Below are 23,614 nucleotides of genomic sequence, written 5' to 3'. Positions count from 1 at the left end.
ATATCAATACTTATTACCTTAATATAAGGTTTGCACCATGTTTACATCTGTAATTAAAACCATTTCTCGCAAACAGTCGATATATACTGCGCTGTCGGCAATCGTACTGCTGACAACTGTCTCACCTGTTTTGGCAGAAAATGATACTGCACAGATCACAGATAAACATAGCTTTACTGACTGTCGTAATGATGCTCAAGATCAAAAGCCTTCTTATAGATACCAAAGTAATGAGCAACGCGTCCTGAACTGTATGGTAGATCAGCTGAAACCTTACCAACAAGCTGATAAAACTGCGCAGCAACAGTATTTTGCTTACCAGGCACAAGGATGGCTAAACTACGCTATTCATCAAGACAGTATGAATAGCAAATCATCTGCTGGTAGTATAGCGACAGAAATGGCCGAGTCGATACTGCAAGCGCTAGAGACTGATACGATACAAAACATCGCACTACATCAAGACATACCTTCAAACTCTGCTCTCATGCGACCTGATCTGTGGGCGACTCTAAATGCTCTTAAAGATAGTGATGGTATCGCCTCAGCACCACGTGAGATAGCATTTAGCGAAGTGACTCTCATTTGGGCAGCCACCAATCAATGTGAGCGCGGCTGGCGAGAGTCAAGTATGCATTTTCGTATGGCAGATCGTTGGCTTGAACAAGCACGCGAGGCTTATGTAAACGCACACGACTCACAAACCAATGTAAATTTAGAACAGCTAATCGTCCGCTATTATAAGCAATATGCCCCTTTGGACACGGGTGATGATGTTTGCCAAGGGCAAGTGTTGACCCCAGTTCCATAAAGTAATCATAGCCATATTCATTGCTAATGGAGTTATTAAAATCTTAAACACAAAAAAGCCGACATATTATGTCGGCTTTTTCTATACATTCTTAAGGCGATTCTTCTACACTGATACTTTTTTACGTGGTAGCTTCTCTGGTAAGTAGCAACGTAAATAGGCAATAAATGCAGTGTTCGCTTCTTGGATATAGTCGTCAGTGATTTTCTGATGACGGCGATAAGATAACGTAAATATAGAATTGACAATACTATAAGCAATCAACAACGTATCTTGGATATCGTGGAAACCTGGCATCTCATAGCGTTCTGATAGACGTTTGTAAACCAAATCAACGATTTGATGATTAATGTCTTCACCAAAACTATCACCTTCAAAATCAGGCGTGTTGGTGTCATAAATGAGCTTTGCTTTTGTTTCATCATTATGAAATATCGTCACACACTGGTCAATCAGTGCGGTTAGATAGCCCTGCCATCTATCATAATTACCAACATCAACCGTCTCTACGATTTCTAATATTTCAATAGCATTCAAAAAGCGCAATGCTAAAAATATGGCTTCAATATTAGGGAAGAAATGATAAGCAGATGCTCTTGGTATACCCGCTTCTTCACAGACAGCAGCCAAGGTAATATCATTAATTGGTAGCGTTTCGCTCAACTTTTTGGCACCAGCCAACAATTTTTGACGGCGCGCACGGCCTTGCTGACTCGTAAACTTAAACTTATTCGGTACAAGTTTTTTTGCCAGTTCCGAGTCTACCAACACATCTTCAATCTTTTCGTCTTTATTTTCGCTCATTATAAGTCTCTTAAGGTTACACCCTGTTTTATAAATACAATTTTCATTGGATAATACTTATCCGAAATGAAAGAATTACATCCTATTAGTGAGTAATATAGCGTCAATGCGAGCGCTACTACATCTAACGGAGACGCATCATAAACGCTTGTACACCATCAAGCAAGGGAGATAAATGGGTTAAAAAATAATGTGTAAATCAACAATCTAATAGAGTTGACCATTTAGTGCAATTTAATATAATAAAACTAATTATTAAGTTTTATTTTCGCTCTTATAATACCATGATCGATGACTCTATCTGCATAATCCCATTTTAAATGGTCATTAAAATAGTCCACCCGTTCAACCTGACCAAGTGAAAACTTACTGTCAGGTAAAAACTCTTCTGAAACAAATAGTTGATCAATCACTTCTGGCATGCCTTGATAGATATGGGTATATGCCACATCTTTCATCCAGCCATAGCGTGATTGAATTCGAGCAGCATCAAACAATGCGATATCGCGCATGCTTTTGTCATAGTTAACTTCACCCGTTTCTGCCATTAGTTGGGTGGTGACGCTACCAGTAACATCATTCATGTCACCCAATAAAATCAATGGCTCATGAGTATGCTGCAAGCGCTCTATAATAGACATACGAATAGAAGCGGCTTCTGCAGCACGCATACATAAACTGCGTAGCTTGGCACGGACTCTAATATTAGGATCGTCCATATCTTCTAACAAGATGCCATTTTTATCACGTAAGAAAAAAGCACGCTTACTCTTAAGATGAGCAGTGATAATCGTTATTGGTTGGCCATATGCATTAACACGTACCACCAACGGCGGACGATTAAATCGCTGATAAGGACCTATATCAGGAACCTCAATCACCGCTTCAGGTAAAATCTCTTCTAACAAGCTGCTTTCCAGCTGTTCAAAACGGCTGATAATGCCAACAGCAGGCGTGTTCTGTGCGCCTTTACCTTGGGTATAAGGACTCGACACGTCATTACTGGCCAAGGGAACGACCACATGCTCCGCCTTAAATCCTAACGAGACTGCCAATGCTTCAAGCGCATCACTGTCCCATACTTCTTGCACAGCGATGATATCAGCATGTGCTTTTGATAATAAATCACTAATACCCTGTAGTTTGTGCTCATACTCATCACTATTATAAGCGGGGGCATTCTCGTAATAAATACGATCTGGATTAGCAAAATTTAGCAAATTAGCCGTGGCTATGTAAAACTGCTTTGAATTATTCTCTTTTATATTATTATTCATGGATTACCTACTATTATTATTCTTAACATTTGTTTTTAATAGTGTTTTTTGGAAATAACATGCATATATAACAAACAATATACAGCAAAAAAGCCCCCAAAGAAATCTTTGAGAGCTTCGAAAATGCATAAATTCAAGTTATTCTGTCTGTTAATAGAGCAATATCTACAACTTTACTCAATCTGGTCATAAGAGTGCAAGCTTACACACTGTTTGCTTACTTACACTTAATATGCTGTTAGTTTCACCTAGTTGATTTTAGTTCACTAATTAACATAAATAACTATATTGTTCATTATGATACACGGTTCCATGCGTCACGTGATGCTCTACGTGCATCGTTCCATTCCATGCGCGATTCGCCTTTTACTTCGTGCCATGAACGCTCTAGCTCTGATTCATGATCTTCAAACCGAGCATCTACGGGATAGTTAGCACGATTAGCATAGCCTACTGCATAAGCTGGATGTAAGTCACGGTCAAAGTCATAGCCTTCTTTGTAGTAATCCGCATTGGCATGCTCTGCGCGCCAGTAGGCTTCTTCATGGGTAGGATCGATAGCTTCTGCTGCTGCATGTCCAGCGCCGCCGCCAACAATAGCACCAATAGCGCCACCAATTAAGGTACCCAGTGGACCTGCCATTGTACCAATAGCTGCACCTGCCGCTGCACCGCCTACACCACCAATACCTGTTCCTAGTGGATGTGAGCCTGGCTCACCAGTGATGATGTCAGCATTTAGGTCTTGCTTTGCCTCTTTTGACATATGCTTTACTTCACTGCGATCAATACTGTCATGGTTACTCATATTATTATCCTTAATTGTTTATTATATATTCGATTTATTAAGTGCCTATTTCTTAAGTACTTATTTATTAAGTTATGAATCTTAAAATTGTAATTTTACCAATTTCTGAAGAATCAGCACGTTTGCTTAATTCGACTAAAGTATAATAATTTATGGATAACAACGGATAGGCAGATTATGTAAACTGTGTCCAAGTTGCGATTGCGTTGCGTTACAGCCTGTATCTTTATAATGTTTTTGTAGAACACTCGACAACGTTAAGTAATCTTCCGCTAAATAACTACAGGGCTTTGATGATAATACTCAACCGTTTATATCGTTCTTAATGCTCGATCAATAGCTTGTTTCCACTTATTGAGGTGTTGCTCACGAATATCGCTGGACATTGTAGGTTCAAAAATCCGCTCAACTTGCCATGATGCTCGCATCGTTGCTTCGTCATATAGCCCAGTCTTTAGACCTGCCAGTAATGCAGCGCCTTTGGCAGTAATTTCTGTGTCTCTCGGGCGTAATACTGGTACATTCAACAAATCAGCCTGAAACTGCATCAGCAAGTCATTGTTGGCAGCGCCGCCATCTACTCTTAGCTCAGTCAGCGGATGAGGGCTGTCTTTTTGCATGGCAATGAGGACATCGTAAGTTTGATAAGCCACGGCTTCTAGAGCTGCACGCGCAATATGAGATTTAGTAGTGCCACGGCTCATGCCCGTGATACTCGCGCTGATATCAGAGCGCCAATAAGGTGCACCCAGTCCGGTAAATGCAGGCAGCAAAACCACATCTTCACTACTGTCTACCTGTCGTGCCAAATCTTCAACATCGCTGCTTTTTTGAATCATACCCAAATTATCACGCAGCCATTGGACGATCGCGCCCGCCATAAACACACTGCCCTCTAACGCATAGGTCACTTCTTTTTTGGGTGGCTGTAGCATACGCTTGCCCGATTGTACGATTTGATCAAACGATAGATTCTCTGGACGAGTTGGCATAGATTTTCTTTGCCAAGCGATGGTTGTCAATAATTTATGCTCACTGAGTTTTGGTTTTTGGCCAATATTCATCAGCATAAAACAACCTGTGCCATAAGTGTTTTTTGCCATGCCAGCATCGAGGCAGCCTTGCCCAAAAAGCGCTGCTTGCTGGTCACCCAGTACAGCCTGAATGGGTATCTGCTTGGCGAACAATCCTTTTTTAGTTTTGCCAAAATCACCGTCGGATGGTAGGACTTTAGGCAAGATATTCATGGGTATGGCAAACCGTGCACACAGCTCTTGTGACCACGCCAGTTTATGAATGTCATATAGTAACGTACGAGAAGCATTGCTCACATCAATGACATGCTCTCCGCCAGTCAGTTTATAGATAAGCCAACTATCTATCGTACCGACCGCGATTTCACCCCTATTAGCACGCACGCTCAATTTGGGATTGTTTTCGAGCAACCAAGCAATTTTACTGGCACTAAAATAAGGATCTAGACGTAAGCCTGTGATGCGTTGCACTTCACTTGCCATGTCTTCATCGCTATCATTAGTAACCTTTTCCACAGCCAATGTTTGACAATAGCGTTCCGTACGGCGATCTTGCCAAATAATAGCAGGCGCTAAGGGCTTGCCCGTTTGCTTATCCCAAATAACAATCGACTCACGCTGATTGGTAATCGCAATACTGGCCACATCGGTAGCAAGTAGGCCTGCCCGATTAATCACATCATGTGCACAGCTAATCTGAGTCTGCCAAATTTGTTGGGCATCTTGCTCGACATATCCAGCTTTGGGTGTTTGCAGCGTTGTCGGCTGTTGTACCATTTTTATCGGACGTGCATGGTCATCGTACAATATCGCGCGACTCGATGTTGTCCCTTGATCTAAAGCCAAAATGTATCCTGCCATGCCACCCACCTTCTACTGGTATTGTTTATACGATTCATTAATCGGTGCAATGATTCAATCATTCATTACGTATTACTGCTGACATTAGTTAATAATGTCATTTAAAAATAATAATTATTTAATACTAATCCGCTCAAACTTAAAAATACGCCACCCATGGTATTCGCTATCACATTACTTATAAACGAATATTTTAAAACTAAATCAGCTCTCTATCATACTGCTATTGACTATACAATAGAAAACAGGAGAATATTGAGCATTGACCCGTCACTATTGTGGCACTACAGTGTACGCTTTGTTATTGATAACAAAGTTCTGGTCTCTGTAATAGACTGGTATTTCGGCTTTTCTCCATCAGTAAATAGCTACAATGGTTCATACTTTCGCTATAGTTAAGACGTTATCTGACACCAAAACACCTTGCACTCTAATTAATGGCTTATGTGACTTATGAAATTTGCTTTATCGACTCTATCTAATTCGGTGATGATGGTTGCGCTTATAGCTTCAGCGGCATCCAATGTCGCAAGCGCAAACGAGAGTAATACTGAGCTCCAGAATAATGTGACACAAATTACTGATGCCGACTATCCAAGCGATATTCAAAAAACCCATGCCCAAGACAGCTCACTCACTACAAACCAAGAACTGAATAGAGCTCAGCAACCAATTGGCCTATCTACGGTTATCGACCCAATTACTCATAAAAGTATCGATGATAGTTATTCTTTAGAAGTACCAAGCTTATTAAGTCTCGAACAAGCCCAAAATATTTTATTACAAGTATCGCCGAAAATCGCTGCCAATCAAGCAGCAATCGCCGCCAGTGACTATCAGACTGATGCGCTAAGCACCTTAGACAACCCACTGGTGTTTGCACGCGTATCAGCGACTGCTTACCATCTGGACACTGATGTTGATTTATCATCACTCAAAAGTGGTGTTGTCAACGAAATAGATAGTATTGTTCCGGCTATACCGAACTTGCCAGATTTTGATGGATTGGTTGATGAGCGTATCCCAGATTCTTATAACATAAAACGCTCGGGATCAACGTCGGGTGCAGGACTTGGGGTCTTATGGCCTATCTATACCGCTGGACGCACAACTGCCTTAATAGGCGCTTCTGATGCTCGTACTCAAGAAGCCGTCGCAGACAGCTTGTTGGATAAAAATGAGCTATATAACACGTTGATTAAGCGGTATTTCAAAGCGCAGTTGGCTATCATTGCGGCCTACTTACGCGAAGATGCTTATGATACTCTGCAACAGACTGACCATATGGCTCAGCGACTGTTTGAAGAAGGCTTCATCTCTCGTGTTGATCGGTTAGAAGCACAGTCTGCACTGGCCGATGCAAAAAGCGAATCCGTCAATGCCAACAATGATGCACGCCTTGCGATGATGGCCTTGCAACGCCTATTGCGTACCGAATATCGCATCAAACCTACCACCCCACTATTTGTCTCTAGTCGTCCATTACCAGATGTGAATTACTTTCAAGACTTAGCACTGACCAATCATCCAGGTTTACAAAAAGTAGCGGCCAAGCGTGCGCAAGCACAGCAGTTACACGCATTGTCCGATACGGGTTATAAGCCCACTGTCGTGCTGTATGGCTATAGTCAACTTGAAAAAGACCCCAGTTGGGTTACTGGTATTTCGGCAAGCTGGAAACTATGGGGCGGACTAGATAAAACGGCATCACTGGCATCGAGCAATGCCAAAATTCGCCAAGCAGATTTGTCTGAAATTGAAGTCAGTGACAATCTATTATTATTAGTAGAAAAAAACTGGCACGATGTCAACAATGCTCAATCACGTTATCAAGCATTACAAAGCAATGTTGATCTGGCTGCAGAAGTATTACGTTTGCGCCGATTGGGGCTACAAGAAGGCGTGAATACCCCTATCGAGGTGGTGCAGGCTCAGACACAGTCACTCAAAGCACGTACTGAACAAGCACAAGCAGCAAACAGCTACGTACAATCACTGGCGGCGCTCATGCAAAGCTGCGGCACGCCTCTCGCGTTTAACGCTTATCTGAATGCTGCCGACATTCAATTGCCGACTTTGTATAACGAATAATAATTTGATATGAGTAATTAATTAATCAGCCTATTGCGAATACTTGTCTTATGAAAGAACCAACTTCTACATCAACAAATAGCTGGCTACAGACTTTACTAGAAACCTGGCGTATCGCAAACAGCTCTAATGTTTGGGCACATTGCGCGAGCGTGGGATTTTTTGGGTTTTTGTCCATTTTTCCAGTAATGGCTGTGTTTGTACTGCTTTATGGTCTTGCGTTTTCGCCCGCTGAGATGCAAGAACAGATTGCGCTTTTACAGCCATTTATACCTGACACAGTATATGAAATCCTAAATTCACGTCTGAGCGACTTGGTCTCTAGCACCACGTCCACACTAACACTCAGCCTTGTTTTATCGAGCTTACTCGCTCTTTATGCTGGCTCTAAAGGTATTAAGTTTTTAATTATTCTGATCAATCTTGCCTTTCATATCACTCAAGAGCGCGGCTTTATACAAGGCACCATCAGAGCCGTTGGTTTGACCCTTGCAGCAGTAGTTGTGTTGATTATCGCGGTTTCCTCTATTGCTATCATACCTTTGGGGGCAGCCTATTTCCCTTTCCCTCAAATAGCTAAGACAATTGCACTTTGGAGCAGATGGCCGATATTGGCAGGTATCATATTTTTAAGCTTTTTAGGCCTGTATCGCCTAGCCCCCAACCGTGATGCGGTAGCGCTAAAGAAACTGATGCCCGGAGCAGCATTGGCAACCGTTCTTTGGATTGTGTTGTCTGTTATATTTTCAATTTATGTACAGAATTTTAATAACTATAGCGCTGAGTTTGGCGCACTTTCAGCGGCTGTGGTCATTATGTTGTGGCTTTATTATTCAGCATTTATCGTGGCCTTTGGTGCGATTTTTAATTCTGAAGCCATAGAAAGCGCCAAACCTTATGCTACCCGTGTTTACTAGGCCGTGTCATCAATTAGATTCTGATTCTGAGGCTAAAAATGAGAAAAATTGTAGATAAACAAGGAAGGAATTGCCGTTAATATGAACATATTGACAAAGTTTCTGACGATGTTTAGCGAAATTTAGCCATTTTAAGGCCACTAAATGTATTAATGTGCTAATTGATGACACGCCCGAATTATAAACCCTTTATTTTCAACTTTGCTGCTTTAGGAATCTCACCGTCATGACTGAATTTCCAAACGAATCAGACCACTCACAAAAACCAGCTGATTCAACCGAGCCAGTAGTCTCTCAAGATGGTCAAACTTTAGTTGATGCTGCAGAAGATATACCTGAATCTCAACAAGAGCAGACAGTGCCTCACTATAAGCGCGATGCAGCAAAAGCTGATAAATCTGCCATGATAAAAAAGGGGCTTCTAGCACTATTTGTTTTGATTGTATTAGGCATGGTGGCTTACGGTCTATATAAGAGCAATCAGCACAGCGAACCTGAAGTGATCACCTTACAAGGGCAGATGCAAATGCAGCAAACGTCCATCGCTGCAAAAGTACCGGGGCGTATTTCTAAAATCTTGGTCACAGAGGGTGATGCTGTCACCGCTGGTCAACAGCTCATTGAAATGGACTCGCCTGAGATTAATGCCAAAATTGATCAAGCACGTGCTGGCAAGCAAATGGCACAAAGCCAGTTAGATAAAGCAGAAAATGGCGCCCGCCCACAAGAAATCGCTCAGGCAAAAGCGGCATGGCAAGCCAATAAAGCGGCATCAGACTTGGCAGAAAACACCTATCAACGTGTCAACCGTCTATATGAAGAAGGACTAATGGCAAGACAAAAACGCGATGAAGCGTACGCTCAATATCTGGCCACCCAAGACCAAACTGAAGCAGCACGCTTGCAATACGACTTAGCGATGGAAGGTGCACGTAGTGAAGACAAATCAGCTGCCACCGCACAAGTGGCACAAGTCGATGCAAAACTCGATGAAGCACTAGTTGCAAAAGAAGAAGCCAATTTACGAAGCCCTATAGCAGGTATCGTAGATAATGTCATTGTCAATGCAGGTGAAGTCATCGGTCAAGGTGTGCCGCTGCTCACTTTAGTCGATACCAGTGACCAATGGGTGGTGCTTAATGTCACTGAGACGTATTTGAACCAGTTGGCAATTGGTCAGCAGTTTACGGGGACGATTCCAGCACTATCCTCAGCGAATAAACCTTATACAAAGCAGTTTACGGTCTACGCCACTTCGACGTTGTCTGACTTTGCCACTTGGCGTCCGACCAATAATGATGATGGCTTTGATGTACGTACTTTTGAGGTAAAAGCACGCCCAACGACGCCTGATGCACGGATTCGCTCAGGTATGAGTGTCATTGTGCGCATCAACCCTACTCTTACTAATAAAAGCCCAGAGTAGCCCATGCGCCTGACCAAGCTAAGTGGGGCTTTCTTACGTAGTGCTGCCTATGAGCGACGGTTTTTAGCCAAAAATCCGTGGGACTTAGCCATGGTAGTTTGGATACCATTAGCAACGGTGCTGCTGATTTGGTGGATATTTTCACAAACTCAGATCACAGATTTGCCCATTGGAGTCATCGACCGAGACAACAGCCCAGTTGCCAATACGGCTGTACGCTACTTAGAAGCCAGTCCGACGCTGATGGTAAAACAGCTTTATGCCTCAGAATCTGATGCAGAGGCCGCTATCTTGCAACGCGATATCTATGCAGTGGTCATTATTCCTGAAGACTTCTCTCGTCATATTTTATCTAGCGAGCCAGCCCCGTTGGTGTTGCAAGTAAACGCGCAGTACGGTACGCATTCGGGCATTATTCAAACCAGCGTGCAAACGGTGGCTAGCACGTTATCCGCTGGTGTCGAAATACAGCGTTTGGTCAAGCAAGGCATGGCACCCTCGCAAGCAGCAATTGCCTACTCGCCAATTAGCATACAGCGTATCAGCCTTTTCAATGCCGCGACTAACTATCAACAGTTTTTAGCCTCAACCGTCATACCTGCCCTGCTGCATATTTTGGCAATGGTGATTGGTGCAACGACGATAGGCCGTGAGCTACGTGATAAGAATATTGGTCACTGGTACGATGTTATTACTAATAACAAGGTTGATGAAAATCAGCATGATAATCAGTATGACATTACTAATGAAAAAACAGGCTTTTCTGAGAATGGTACTCAGTCCAGACAAGTGAGTGTTTCAATATTATTATTCGGCTTATTAGGCAAGTATTTTTGGCCATTATTGGCTTATAGCATCTGGTCGATGTTGGCACTTTGGTTCGCTGCACCGCAAGCGTCCGTTGCTATTAGCTCGATTGTTGCCACTTATATTGGTCTATTACTATTGATGATACTCTCGTTCTTTCTCGGTGCTATCTTAACGTTAAATTCGTTTTCACTGCGCATGGGCTTGTCTTCTACCGGTTTTATTTCCGCACCGTCTTACGCATTTGCGGGTGTGACTTTTCCGTATATCGCCATCAGTGACAATGCTCAGCATTGGTCAGATGTGCTCCCGCTTACTCATTACTTAAAATTGCATATTGCGCAGTTACAGATGCATGCGCCTGCTGCGGTGTCATTACCGATTGTCTATGGACTTACCCTAGCCACGACGATTGCGATGCTCCTGACCACATTATTGACCAAACGTGCACTGGCACATCCTGAACGCTGGGGAGCACGCTAATGTCAGTTTCACCGAAAGAGAATGCATCCACGACTGGTGCAAAATCACACGCACAGACGCAGAATTTTCTTGGTGGGTTTTTGCAAACCCTAAAAGACATTTTTACGGATAAAGGCGTTCTGTTACTGTTGATGATTGCTCCTATTATTTACGGTTTCTTTTATCCTTGGCCGTACTCAACCGAAGTCATCAATCATGTGCCCGTTGGCATTATTGATTATGACAATAGCAATCTGTCACAGACTATCATTCGTTATGCGAACGCTAGCCCGCAATTAGATACAGAGCGTTTTCTAAATGAGCAAGATGCTAAAGACGCCATATGGTCAGATGAAATCGCTGGATATATGGTTATCCCAAGCGGACTTGAGCAACAAGTCATGTCTGGTAAAAAAGCCAGCGTCAGTGTATTGGGCAATGGTGGTTATTTTTTATTAAATAAAAATGTACAAATGGGATTTCTGAAAGCCGTTGGTACGGTGTCAGCAGGTATCGAGGTTAAGAAAAGCGTGGCTCAAGGCATCTATCCAACGACCGCGAAGGCCAATACCCAAGCGGTGCCATTGCAGATTATGCCTTTATACAATCAAACTGAAGGATATGGTGCATACGTCGTGCCAGCCGTGTCTATTCTAATTTTGCAACAAACGCTTTTGATGTCAACGACGATGTTGATTGGCACATGGTATGAGCAGCGTCGCCATAGGACTACTGTCCGTGGCTGGCTGGGTCGTATTGCAGCGCTTAGTATGTGCAGTTTTATCATCGGCTGCTTTTATTATGGCTGGGCATTTGAGCTGCATCATTATCCGCGAGGACAGAATATGCTCGGCAGCTTATTGTTTCTACTGTTGTTTTGTCCAACCGTGGCAACTCTTGGTTGTGTATTGGGGTTATGGTTTCGCCAACGTGAACGTGGTATGCAGATTCTCATCTTCAGCTCTCTGCCCATGTTTTTTATCAGTGGCTATCCGTGGCCAGCTGACCAATTACCCGCGTTTTTACAAGTCATACGCTGGTTGATACCCACGACACCTGGTGTCAACACATCAGTACAGCTTAACCAAATGGGCGCAAGCGTCTCGCAGGTCGCTATTGGTTTTTATGCACTTGCTGCTCTATGGCTATTTTATTTTATGCTGCTCATGCTTATTCGTTGGTATCACACTGATAAACAAAGTCAGACAGTCGCATAAAACATAGCTCTATTAAAAGTTCTGCATATATGCTTGGATTACAGACTCTGAGCTATGCTTAGATTAATAAATAAGCCACAAAAAAGCGCCTACACTATTAATAATATAGTAGCAGGCGCTTTTTTATTGATATTACTTGATTTAAATAAGCTTGTGTTAAAAGACGCGATTCAAACCGTTCAATGCTGCAACACGATAGGCTTCTGCCATCGTTGGATAGTTGAATGTTGTATTCACAAAGTACTCAAGCGTGTTATTGCTCTTACACTTCATGACTGCCTGACCGATATGGATAATCTCTGACGCGTGGTTACCATAACAATGGATGCCCAAGATTTCTAGCGTATCACGATGGAACAAAATCTTTAGGACACCCGAACGTTCACCGATGATTTGTGCACGTGCCAGATGTTTAAAGAACGCCTGACCCACTTCATAAGGCACTTTTTCATCTGTCAGCTCTTGCTCGGTTTTACCAATACAAGAGATTTCAGGAATCGTGTAGATACCAGTCGGTACGCTAGATACTGGCTCAGCATCATCGTCGCCTACCATAAAGGCTGCGGCACATCGCCCTTGGTCATAGGCAGCAGAGGCCAAAGAAGGCCAACCGATCACATCACCAGCGGCATATATATTTTCGATACCAGTGCAATAAGTATCATCGACTTTCAGCTGACCACGGCTATTGGCTTTTAAACCAATGGCTTCTAGGTTTAAGCCTTCTGTATTACCTGAGCGACCATTTGACCAAAGAATGGCGTCTGATTTGATGCGCTTGCCACTCTTTAAGTGCAAGACCACATAATCATCATGAGTTTCAAGGTGATCAATCTCCTCGTTACTACGAATAAGCACACCAAACTGTCTAAAGTCATGCGCGATGGCATCACTAATTTCGCTGTCTAAGTAATTCAGCAGCTGATCTTGGTTATTGATTAAGTCAACTTTATAGCCGAGACCGGTAAAGATAGACGCATACTCACAACCGATCACGCCTGCACCATAAATGATGATTTTTTTAACGACATAATCCATTTGCAGGATTTTATCAGAATCAAAAACGCGTGGATGATCAAAGTCTAGAATATCAGGACGGTAAGGACGGCTACCGACGGTAATGATGGCTTTATTGAAAGTAATGGTTTCATAAACATTGTCATCGGTTTCAATGCGTAGCGTGTGCTCATCGACGAAACTTGCCCACCCTTGGATAACTTCAATGCGGTTGCGCTCATAAAAACGTGTATGCGTGCTCACTTGACGACGTATCACTTGACGCGCCTTGGCTAGCACTTCATTTAGCGGTACTTGCTTATATTCCATCGCTTTGGTAAACATCGGATCGCGGCGAAAGTTGATTAAGTTAAATACTGATTGGCGCAGTGCTTTACTTGGGATGGTACCCACATGAGTAGAGTTACCGCCCACTTGGTCACGCGGATCCACGACCACAACTCTTTTGCCAGATTTCGTCAGTTTCATGGCAGCAGCTTCACCAGCAGGACCTGCCCCTAAAATAACTGCGTCATATTCATACGCATGATTATCGCTTTTTAGGCGGCGAGAGTCTTTGGCAAAACCAGACTTGATATCAATCCGCGTATCATCGAGCGGATTCACAAGATCAGGGTGATGCATGACATCATCAGTGACTTGCTCATGGGTTTGTTCAATCTTTTGTTGTTTGTTTTTGCCTTCAGTGTGCTCAGGATTAGGTATGTGACCATCCGCTTTATTAGATACTTCGGTATGGGTATCTTCACCGATATCATTAGTCGCGTCGCTTGGTTTTTTACTTCCCATCGTATCCTCTTTATATTTACTGGTTTATTTGATATCTAGACCGTGAGTGAGTCAATAGTTAAATGAGTCAGAGTCACATTATTGAGGGTTGCTCACCATACGTTGTGACACAATATTTTGTAATGTCCAATACCCAGTGAGATTCTGCTTTCCCTCATCGATCTGCGGGCGAGCACTGATCACATATTCAGTACCGAGCGTTGGTTGAAAATCTTCAATCCAATCGTAAGGAATCTGAAACACACTACCATCTTTGGACTTGGCCAGCAGACACTGCATCGGTAATGCAGAGGCACAGGCCACCCGATTTGGCATAATCGTTAACGTTTGTGCATCACCCAATACGATGGACGGCACATAACGTGGCTCAGGTACTGGATCCTTTGCAAAAGGCGATGTCTGGCAAGCACTCAATAAAGCAGTCGCACTCAACAAGCCTACCAATAGTAAAGGGGTTTTGCTAGATTTATAAGCTGAACTCATAATGTTCTCTATATGATAATGAGATTATATTGAACCGACTATGGTCAAATCGATTAACATTTGATTTGATTAAACGAACCCTTAACCGATACGACGTTTGAGGCCTGTCTTCTGTAAAATACGAGTCGCAATTTCTTCGACGGACATCTCAGACACATCCAAACTTGGGATGCCGTGAGTGATATAAATGCCCTGTATCGCACGCTGTTCTTGCTGACATTGCTGATAGCTCGAATAACGACTGCCTGCACGGCGCTCTTGGCGGATTTTTACCAAGCGATCGGTATCGATGAGCAAGCCAAACAGTTTGTCTTTATGTTCACGCAATGCTTTTGGTAATTGATTGTCGTACAAATCATCTTCGGTCAAAGGATAGTTAGCTGCTCGAATACCGAACTGTAATGCTAAGTATAAAGATGTTGGTGTTTTGCCCGAGCGAGAGACCCCAACCAAAATGATATCAGCTGCATTATAGTGACGTGTACGTGCACCATCATCATTGTCTAAGGCAAAATGAACCGCGTCAATACGTTCTTTATAGGTCTCAGAATCGACATTATCGTGGGCATGACCTGAATGTCCATCTGGCTCTACACCTGTCTCTTCTGCGACACGGCCAATCAAACCTTCATACATATCCAAATTACAGCTTTGTGCTGCGTTAATTTTTTCACGAATATCAGGGTTAACAATCGTATCAAATACTAAAGGCAAAAATCCGTCTCGTTGATAGGCCATATTGATTTGCTCAACGGCATCCTCTGCCCGCTCAATACTGTCCACATAAGGCAATACGCGTGTCTCAAATGGTATTGAAGCAAACTGACTCAAGATAGCACGGCCAAGTGTCTCAGCTGTAATTGCTGTACCATCTGAGATAAAAAATGCCGTTCTAACCGTTTGAGAGCTGTCCAAATTCAGTGCATGATGATTTTGGATAGTGGACTTGACTGGTTCAGATGGATTGCTTGAGTACATAACGTTGACACCTCAATTAGAAACACACATGGTGATCTTTATTTGGTTTTTATTTTCAATCTACTTTAGACTCATCTAACTCTCGATATAAGCACTAAAAGTCGACACATATATAATGGCAGGCCTACATTCTTGATGCCCTACATTATACGCATAATAGCCACCTAATAGAAATTAATGTTACAGGCGCACACTTAGAAACCCACACTGCTTTTGATGTCTTAATTGATGCCAATAGGTCTGCTAACTGCACCTTCTTGCTCGTATCGCTTTAGTACTTTCTACTATATATAGGTATTTATTATGAGTCGCTGCTAACCCGCTTTTTCTTCACTCCCAAACCCTATATTTATGAACCTATAAACGATCATCAAATGGCATTTATATCAGCTTTTACTTATATTTCATAAAAACTCTAAAAAGTAAAATCTGTGATACTTGCCATAAATTATGTAGCAAATGCCATAATTTGTGTGTTTTTAACAATTTTTTTGATTTAAGCCCTCGAAATTCTCAAAATATAGCGGTATAATCCACCGTTATAATCTTTACTAAATAACCTTATTTTCTGGAGTTATCATGGCAGCGCAATCTACAGCACTTGTAATCAATCTTGATCAGCTAGGAAAAGACGACATTGAAATGGTCGGCGGTAAGAACGCTTCATTAGGTGAAATGATCAGCCATTTGTCTGATTTGGGTGTTAGTGTACCAGGCGGCTTTGCCACCACATCAAATGCGTTTAACCGCTTTTTGAATGAAACTGGCCTGCTTGACAAAATCAACAGCGAACTAAAGACGTTAGATGTTGATGATGTAAAAAAACTTGCAGAAACTGGTAAAAAGATTCGTACTTGGATTATCGAACAAGAATTGCCAAAAGATCTTGAGCAAGAAGTGCGTCAGTCATTTGAAGCCATGAGTGGCGGCGAAGACATCGCTGTTGCTGTACGTTCTTCTGCGACTGCCGAAGATTTGCCAGATGCTTCATTTGCTGGTCAGCAAGAGACATTCCTAAACATTCGCGGTATTGATAACGTCCTTATTGCTATTAAAGAAGTATTTGCTTCTTTATACAATGACCGTGCTATCTCTTATCGTGTACACAAAGGTTTTGAGCACGAAGGTGTTGCACTATCTGCAGCCGTACAACGTATGGTACGTTCAGAAACTGGCGCAGCCGGTGTTATGTTCACGCTAGATACCGAAAGTGGCTTTGATCAAGTGGTATTCATCACGTCAAGCTACGGCCTAGGTGAAATGGTCGTACAGGGCGCTGTAAACCCTGATGAATTCTATATCTCAAAACAATTGCTAGCCAATGGTAAACCGTCAGTTATTCGCCGTAACCTAGGCAGCAAGCATAAGAAAATGATTTATGGTGATGAAGGCAGTACTGCCAAATCAGTGAAAACTGTCGATGTTGAAAAACAAGATCGCATGCAGTTCTCATTGTCTACTGAAGAGCTAACCTCTCTTGCCAAACAAGCTGTAACGATCGAAAAGCATTACGGTCAAGCAATGGACATCGAGTGGGCAAAAGACGGCGATACTAACGAAATCTTTATCGTTCAGGCACGTCCAGAGACGGTTAAGAGCCGCCAAGACAGCAATGTCATGGAACGCTATATCATCAACACTACTGATGCAAAAATCTTATGCGAAGGCCGCTCAATCGGTCAACGTATCGGTTCAGGTAAAGTACGTATCGTTAGCAACCTAAACGAGATGGACAAAGTACAAGAAGGTGACGTACTCGTATCAGACATGACCGATCCGGATTGGGAACCAGTCATGAAGCGTGCTTCTGCCATCATCACTAACCGTGGTGGCCGTACGTGTCACGCAGCTATCATCGCGCGTGAGCTAGGTGTTCCAGCCATCGTTGGTTGTGGTAATGCAACTGAATTATTGGTTGACGGTCAAGACGTAACTGCTTCTTGTGCTGAAGGCGATACTGGTTTCATTTATGAGAGCCAAATTGACTTTGAAGTACAGACCAACTCTGTTGAAACAATGCCAGAGCTAGCATTCAAAGTAATGATGAACGTTGGTAACCCAGATCGTGCGTTCTCATTCACGCAAATGCCAAACGAAGGTATTGGTCTTGCGCGTCTAGAGTTCATCATCAACCGTATGATTGGTGTGCATCCAAAAGCGTTGCTAAACATGAACAGCTTGCCACGTGAAATATCACAAGCAATCCAAGAACGTATCGCTGGTTATGCCTCACCTGTTGACTTCTATGTTGATAAATTGGTCGAAGGCGTTTCAACGCTAGCCGTTGCCTTTATGGATCAGCCAGTCATCGTTCGTATGTCAGATTTTAAATCTAACGAATATGCTAACTTGCTTGGTGGTAAGCTATACGAGCCATCAGAAGAAAACCCAATGCTTGGTTTCCGCGGTGCCAGTCGTTATGTGTCTGACAACTTCCGTGACTGCTTTGAGCTTGAGTGTAAAGCACTGAAGCGCGTACGTGATGAGATGGGTTTGACCAATGTCGAGATTATGATTCCTTTCGTACGTACCGTTGGCGAAGCAGCACAAGTCATCGAGTTACTTGAGAAAAACGGTCTGAAACGTGGCGAAAACGGTCTGCGCATCATCATGATGTGTGAGCTACCAACCAACGCGCTATTGGCAGAAGAGTTCTTAGAATACTTCGATGGTTTCTCAATCGGCTCTAACGATTTGACTCAGTTGACACTTGGTCTAGATCGTGACTCAGGCATCGTCTCACATTTATTTGATGAGCGTGATCCTGCGGTTAAGAAGCTGTTGACTATGGCTATCGATGCTTGCCGTAAGCAAAACAAATATGTCGGTATCTGTGGCCAAGGCCCATCAGATCATCCAGATCTTGCTTACTGGTTGATGGAACAAGGTATCAGCTCAGTGTCATTGAACCCTGACTCAGTATTAGATACTTGGTTATTCTTGGCTGGTGAAGAATCAAAGTAAGCCATTACGTTCATTCGTAGCGGTCATTTACACAGTCACTAAGAGTACCACCATTAGGGTCTATTTGATTTTTTCAAATAGACCCTAATATAATGTACGAAGACATGACTAACTATGCAGGCAATTATGCAGATTTTCCTTGCTCGAAATAACGTACAAGCTGGGCCATATAGTTTGGATCAGCTCAATATCATGCTAACCTCTGGTGAAGTATTGCTAGACGATTTGATATGGCATGACGGCCTAGACCAATGGCAGCGCGTCGGCAACTTGACCAATAACCAGACGGTTTATCGACCGACCAACGTTAATAGCCCTCAGGCCAATGACTCTATCATTAATAACGTTACCGTTTTTCCTGAAGATAACGTCAATGATGCACAGGACGGCAAGTCAGTATCGTTAGATAGATTATATGGCAAGCCTGAACGTCCAAAAGACACCAGTAAGGATGCAAAAGCAGACATGACAACCAATCGTCATCATACGCCGCATCACAATGTGTCATTGAATAAATCTACTAACAGTAAAGCTACCTCGAGCAAAGACAAAGTCGTTGGTAATGTTGTCCTTGCACCCATCATGTCACGAGTCTTGGCAACTGCGCTAAATGGCTTGTTATACATACTGGCTATTTTTCCGCTAGTCATGGCATTGACTAAAATGGATGTGGATTACACTAAGTTCCAAAACATCCAAGATATGGACGCGGCTTATCAATACTCAATGACGCTGATGGAGAGCCTTCCTAGCAGCACATTAATGATGTCGCAAGTCATGGTCTTTGGCTTATTTGCGTTACAGTTAGTATTCATCACCATGCGTGGTCAATCGCTAGGCAAGCTAATCACTGGTATTCGTGTTGTAGATCAAACTACGCATCGTCTGCCTTCTTTTATCAAGCTCATCGGCATGCGTACATTGCTGCTATTTATTATCTATAATTTGCTATTCTCATTCACGAGCTTTTTAGGTTTTGTGATTATTGCCATTCACTATTACATGGCATCGAAAAGCCCTGAAAATATTGGTTGGCATGACAAACTTGCTAAAACCTTAGTTGTAAAAGCAGATAGCAGTCAGATAGTGAAAGAGCCAAAAATAAAATAGCCGTCTTGTGAGTTTGGTTATTTTTGATATGTCTTATATATGATAAAAAAGCAGCGTACGATCGTTGCTTTTTTTATTGGTAAAGACATATTTACCATTTTTATTTTTTATTGACAGTACCGTAGAGATTAACCTTTGTGTTAATGGCTAAGTACTGTTATAATACGGCGCTTTATAAACTAAGCTTATTCCTCATTATTTTTTATAAAATTTGATAGGATTCGGGCTTACCTTATAAATCTCCTTGCTATTAACATAGGGTTAATAGCTACTAATCCGTAAGGAGTCATAATGCGACATTACGAACTGGTGTTACTTGTACACCCAGACCAAAGCGACCAAGTGGTCGGCATGGTTGAGCGCTATATCAAGTTAGTTCAAGACAACAACGGTGTTATCCATCGTTTAGAAGATTGGGGCCGCCGTCAATTGGCATATCCAATCAACAAGATTCACAAAGCTCATTACGTTCTTTTCAACATTGAAACTGACGGTGAAACTTTAGCTGAACTTGAAGAATTATTCCGTTATAACGACGCGATCATTCGTAGTCTAGTTATGCGCCGTGACGACGCTGTCACTGAAGAGTCGCAGTTAGCCAAGAATGCCGATGAAAAACGCGCACGCAAAGCAACTACTCGTCGTCCAGACAGTCGTGAAAACGATAACGACGACAACGACAACAGTGAAGACTAATTAAAGGAGAATACTCATGGCACGTTTCTATCGCCGTCGCAAATTCTGCCGTTTCACTGCTGAAGGCATCACTCACATCGATTATAAAGATGTTGAATTGCTAAAACAGTATATCAGTGATAATGGTAAAATCGTACCAAGCCGCATTACCGGTACATCTACTAAATATCAGCGTCAACTAGCTACTGCTATCAAGCAAGCTCGTTATTTATCGCTACTTCCATACACTGATAACCATCAGGGTTAACCGTTAATTAACTAGGAATGACTCATGCAAATTATTTTGTTACAGCGTATCGTCAACCTTGGTAAACTCGGTGAAACCGTCGATGTGAAACCAGGTTACGGACGTAACTTTCTTATCCCTTTGGGTAAAGCACTACCTGCTACTAAAGCTAACATTGAAAAGTTCGAAGCACGTCGTGCTGAACTTGAAGCTGAAGAAGCGAAAGAAGTAGCTGTTGCTCAAGAACGTGCTGACGCACTAACTGACGTTAATGTCATCATGCGTGCTAAATCAGGCGACGAAGGCAAGCTATTTGGCTCTATCGGTACTCGTGATATTGCTGAAGCATTGACTAACTCAGGTCTAGAAGTAGACCGTGCTGAAATCAAGCTTCCTGAAGGCACTTTACGTCAAGTTGGCGAATATAATGTTGATATTCAGCTACATCATGACGTTACTGCTAGCATCTTAGTTACTATTCTTTCTGAAGAAGGTAACAACGATGACGAAGACGACGTTGCAGACGAAAGCGAAGACTATTCTGAAGAGTAATCTTTAGCATATCTAGTTTTAGTCTACATAAAAAACCAGTGATGTTATGTCACTGGTTTTTTTACGTCTGCACTTTGCGATAGTAGCCTGATATTGATTGAAATTGAGGTTTAAACAAACAATATTCTCCTTTCAAACACTGCGATAATTATCCTTTTATTAATTATTTCTGTAATGACATAATCCAGTAACTGGCCATAATAAATATCCAAAAAACTTATACTTAACAACAAGATACCATATATAAAGCATCTATATTATCGTGCAGTGAATTGCTATTATAGCCATATCTAATCTACTGGTTCCGAGTTGTAGATAATAATAAGGTACGATAATATGATAAACACTAACGACAAATTAATATGTATCAAAGGTAATGACGTGTACTCAGAAGGTGAGATATATACCGTGGGCAGAATAGTCAGCGATAAGTATTTCCAGCTAATGACAGGTAGTAATGACGACCATTGGTACGCAACATTAGATAACGAAGGTATCTGTGTGAGTTTCGACTCGATAGTAGCAGAAGGTAATAAAGCACGATTTGATAAAATCGCGTAAATACCAACTAAATTATGCCTGCTATCTTGATTAGCGTTCAAATAGTATAAATATCCTTTGCATAACAACTGGTCATTAAATATGGCCAGTTTTTTTGGTTAAAATTCAATCATCACTGTTCTGTAAGCTAACAATCCTCTTAAAAGCAGCTTAAGATGTATGTACTACCTTTTCGCGATACCTAGTAAATCGTAAAAACCCTATCGATAACCCCATATATTTCACGAATGTATTTCCTAGTAGCGTCTATTTACTATAAAATATGCCCCTTTAAAAATTCGTATCGTTATTGATGCCTGTTCACGTGAATAATTCATTAAGATATAAACCATATTGAGACAGTGATGATTGTATTTTGGCTTGTGCTGACCATTCTTTTTATTATTTTCGCTACCGCAAAATTAAAGTGGCATCCTTTTTTAGTGTTGATATTGTCAGCATTTTTGGTAGCACTATTCTACCAAGTACCACTTAATACTGTCGCCAAGACGATCTCTGATGGCTTTGGTGGTATCTTAGGTTATATCGGTCTAGTGATTGTATTCGGTACCATTATCGGCTTAATCCTTGAGAAAACTGGTGCGGCTATTGTGATGGCAGAAACCGTTATCAAAGTTTTGGGGCCACGCTTCCCTACTTTGACCATGTCTATCGTCGGTGCAGTCGTTTCAGTACCTGTATTCTGTGACTCAGGCTACATCATCTTAAACTCTTTGAAAGAAACATTAGCCGAGCGTTTAAAAGTCTCTAGCGTGGCGATGAGTATTGCCTTAGCCACGGGCTTATACGCAACGCACACCTTCGTTCCACCTACTCCAGGTCCAATCGCGGCAGCGGGCAACTTGGGGCTAGAGTCAAACTTAGGTTTGGTCATCATGGTCGGTGTGGTCGTGACAGCCGTTGCTGTATTGGCTGGCTGGTGGTGGTCTAATCGTTTTCTGAATGTGATGCCTGACAATATAGATGCGCTGGATGCACCAGCAGCAACGTTACCTGAAAACATGAAAACACGTGATGACTATAGCAATATGCCGTCAGCAACGATGGCGTTTTTACCTATTATCGTGCCTATCGTATTAATCTGCTTATCGTCTGTTGCCAACTTCCCAAGCGCACCGTTTGGTAGTGGCACGTTGACAGATATCTTAGTATTCATTGGTAATCCACTAACGGCTCTGCTCATTGGTCTATTTTTATCATTTTTACTTATTAATACCGAGCAAAAAACACAGCAGATCAGTGACAGCATCTCACAAGGTCTGGTCGTAGCCGCTCCTATCTTATTGATTACTGGTGCTGGTGGTGCATTTGGCGCCATGCTAAAAGTGACACCTATTGGCGATTATTTAGGTACGACATTGTCTGCGTTGGGCCTTGGTATCTTTATGCCATTCATCGTCTCTGCTGCGTTAAAGACTGCGCAAGGCTCGACCACAGTTGCTCTAGTCACTACCTCTGCGATGGTTGCACCGTTATTGGATCAAATTGGTCTAGACAGCGAGCTGGGTCGCGTATTTTGTGTAATGGCAATTGGTGCAGGTGCTATGACTATCTCACATGCCAATGACAGCTTCTTTTGGATTGTCAGTCAGTTTAGCCGTATGAGTGTGTCACAGGCATATAAAGCTCATTCAATGGCCACTGGTATTCAAGGTGTGACTAGCATCGTATTTATCTGGCTATTGACGCTAGTGTTTATCTAAACAGATACAAAGAGACATTC

Annotated in this window: 20 protein-coding genes; 13 read left to right on the top strand and 7 right to left on the bottom strand. The window is 42.3% G+C overall.

The features are described 5' to 3' along the window. Positions 1-37 precede the first annotated feature (37 nt). The gene (locus I6E83_RS04905) at positions 38-811 is read left to right on the top strand and encodes a hypothetical protein (protein WP_110923055.1); all 774 of its coding nucleotides are present in this window, start codon (positions 38-40) and stop codon (positions 809-811) included. Between the two features lie 105 nt (positions 812-916). Here the strand turns inward: I6E83_RS04905 and I6E83_RS04900 are convergent, their stop codons facing one another. The 4 genes from I6E83_RS04900 to glpK form a co-directional block, all read right to left on the bottom strand. Next, positions 917-1,615, bottom strand: coding sequence for a TetR/AcrR family transcriptional regulator (locus I6E83_RS04900; RefSeq protein ID WP_110923056.1), 699 nt, complete (start codon positions 1,613-1,615; stop codon positions 917-919). Positions 1,616-1,863: 248 nt separating this feature from the next. Then, complete coding sequence (locus tag I6E83_RS04895) at positions 1,864-2,892, bottom strand: endonuclease/exonuclease/phosphatase family protein (protein ID WP_197100209.1); 1,029 nt, start codon at positions 2,890-2,892, stop codon at positions 1,864-1,866. Positions 2,893-3,187: 295 nt separating this feature from the next. Then, positions 3,188-3,700 carry a hypothetical protein gene (locus I6E83_RS04890; protein ID WP_194197425.1) on the bottom strand — a complete coding sequence of 171 codons (513 nt, stop codon included), beginning with the start codon at positions 3,698-3,700 and terminating at the stop codon, positions 3,188-3,190. 311 nt (positions 3,701-4,011) lie between these two features. Beyond that, a complete protein-coding gene (glpK, locus tag I6E83_RS04885; RefSeq protein ID WP_197100208.1) occupies positions 4,012-5,595 on the bottom strand; it encodes a glycerol kinase GlpK in 1,584 nt (527 codons plus the stop codon). Between the two features lie 453 nt (positions 5,596-6,048). Between glpK and I6E83_RS04880 the strand changes: the two genes are divergently transcribed. The 5 genes from I6E83_RS04880 to I6E83_RS04860 all read left to right on the top strand — a co-directional run bounded on the left by I6E83_RS04880 (position 6,049) and on the right by I6E83_RS04860 (position 12,515). Then, the gene (locus tag I6E83_RS04880; RefSeq protein ID WP_197100207.1) at positions 6,049-7,686 is read left to right on the top strand and encodes a TolC family protein; all 1,638 of its coding nucleotides are present in this window, start codon (positions 6,049-6,051) and stop codon (positions 7,684-7,686) included. 50 nt (positions 7,687-7,736) lie between these two features. Continuing rightward, positions 7,737-8,603, top strand: coding sequence for a YihY/virulence factor BrkB family protein (locus tag I6E83_RS04875; RefSeq protein WP_197100206.1), 867 nt, complete (start codon positions 7,737-7,739; stop codon positions 8,601-8,603). Positions 8,604-8,829: 226 nt separating this feature from the next. Next, positions 8,830-10,029, top strand: a complete 1,200-nt coding sequence (locus I6E83_RS04870; RefSeq protein ID WP_197100205.1) for an HlyD family secretion protein — start codon at positions 8,830-8,832, stop codon at positions 10,027-10,029. A gap of 3 nt (positions 10,030-10,032) precedes the next feature. Next, entirely contained in the window at positions 10,033-11,319 is a 1,287-nt protein-coding gene (locus I6E83_RS04865; protein ID WP_197100204.1) for an ABC transporter permease, read from the top strand. Next, a complete protein-coding gene (locus I6E83_RS04860) occupies positions 11,319-12,515 on the top strand; it encodes an ABC transporter permease (protein WP_197100203.1) in 1,197 nt (398 codons plus the stop codon). Before I6E83_RS04865 ends, I6E83_RS04860 begins: the two co-directional genes overlap by 1 nt. 156 nt (positions 12,516-12,671) lie before the next feature. Here I6E83_RS04860 and sthA read toward each other — a convergent pair whose 3' ends face one another. The 3 genes from sthA to I6E83_RS04845 all read right to left on the bottom strand — a co-directional run bounded on the left by sthA (position 12,672) and on the right by I6E83_RS04845 (position 15,782). Further along, positions 12,672-14,321: a Si-specific NAD(P)(+) transhydrogenase gene (gene sthA / locus I6E83_RS04855; protein WP_227680818.1), complete on the bottom strand. Its 1,650-nt coding sequence runs from the start codon at positions 14,319-14,321 to the stop codon at positions 12,672-12,674. A 78-nt stretch (positions 14,322-14,399) separates the two neighbouring features. Beyond that, positions 14,400-14,804, bottom strand: coding sequence for a DUF4377 domain-containing protein (locus I6E83_RS04850; protein ID WP_197100202.1), 405 nt, complete (start codon positions 14,802-14,804; stop codon positions 14,400-14,402). An 81-nt stretch (positions 14,805-14,885) separates the two neighbouring features. Next, entirely contained in the window at positions 14,886-15,782 is an 897-nt protein-coding gene (locus I6E83_RS04845; protein ID WP_110923067.1) for a pyruvate, water dikinase regulatory protein, read from the bottom strand. Between the two features lie 579 nt (positions 15,783-16,361). Here I6E83_RS04845 and ppsA point away from each other — a divergent pair. The 7 genes from ppsA (at position 16,362) to I6E83_RS04810 (ending at position 23,594) form a co-directional block, all read left to right on the top strand. Then, positions 16,362-18,746, top strand: a complete 2,385-nt coding sequence (ppsA, locus tag I6E83_RS04840; protein WP_110923068.1) for a phosphoenolpyruvate synthase — start codon at positions 16,362-16,364, stop codon at positions 18,744-18,746. A 126-nt stretch (positions 18,747-18,872) separates the two neighbouring features. Next, on the top strand, positions 18,873-19,856 hold the full coding sequence (locus tag I6E83_RS04835) for an RDD family protein (protein ID WP_227680817.1): 984 nt from the start codon (positions 18,873-18,875) through the stop codon (positions 19,854-19,856). A 291-nt stretch (positions 19,857-20,147) separates the two neighbouring features. Beyond that, positions 20,148-20,552 (top strand): 30S ribosomal protein S6, encoded by a 405-nt coding sequence (gene rpsF, locus I6E83_RS04830; RefSeq protein WP_045446907.1) that lies wholly within the window; start codon positions 20,148-20,150, stop codon positions 20,550-20,552. 16 nt (positions 20,553-20,568) lie between these two features. Next, positions 20,569-20,799, top strand: a complete 231-nt coding sequence (rpsR, locus tag I6E83_RS04825) for a 30S ribosomal protein S18 (RefSeq protein WP_010198808.1) — start codon at positions 20,569-20,571, stop codon at positions 20,797-20,799. A 24-nt stretch (positions 20,800-20,823) separates the two neighbouring features. Next, the gene (gene rplI / locus I6E83_RS04820; protein ID WP_110923070.1) at positions 20,824-21,330 is read left to right on the top strand and encodes a 50S ribosomal protein L9; all 507 of its coding nucleotides are present in this window, start codon (positions 20,824-20,826) and stop codon (positions 21,328-21,330) included. Between the two features lie 336 nt (positions 21,331-21,666). Continuing rightward, positions 21,667-21,891, top strand: coding sequence for a hypothetical protein (locus I6E83_RS04815; RefSeq protein ID WP_197100200.1), 225 nt, complete (start codon positions 21,667-21,669; stop codon positions 21,889-21,891). Positions 21,892-22,235: 344 nt separating this feature from the next. Then, on the top strand, positions 22,236-23,594 hold the full coding sequence (locus I6E83_RS04810; protein ID WP_197100199.1) for a GntP family permease: 1,359 nt from the start codon (positions 22,236-22,238) through the stop codon (positions 23,592-23,594). Positions 23,595-23,614 lie beyond the last annotated feature (20 nt).

The sequence above is a fragment of the Psychrobacter sp. SZ93C1 genome, from assembly GCF_015864635.1.
Classification (GTDB): Bacteria; Pseudomonadota; Gammaproteobacteria; order Pseudomonadales; family Moraxellaceae; genus Psychrobacter; species Psychrobacter fozii.
This window is presented reverse-complemented; position numbering and strand designations above follow the sequence as displayed.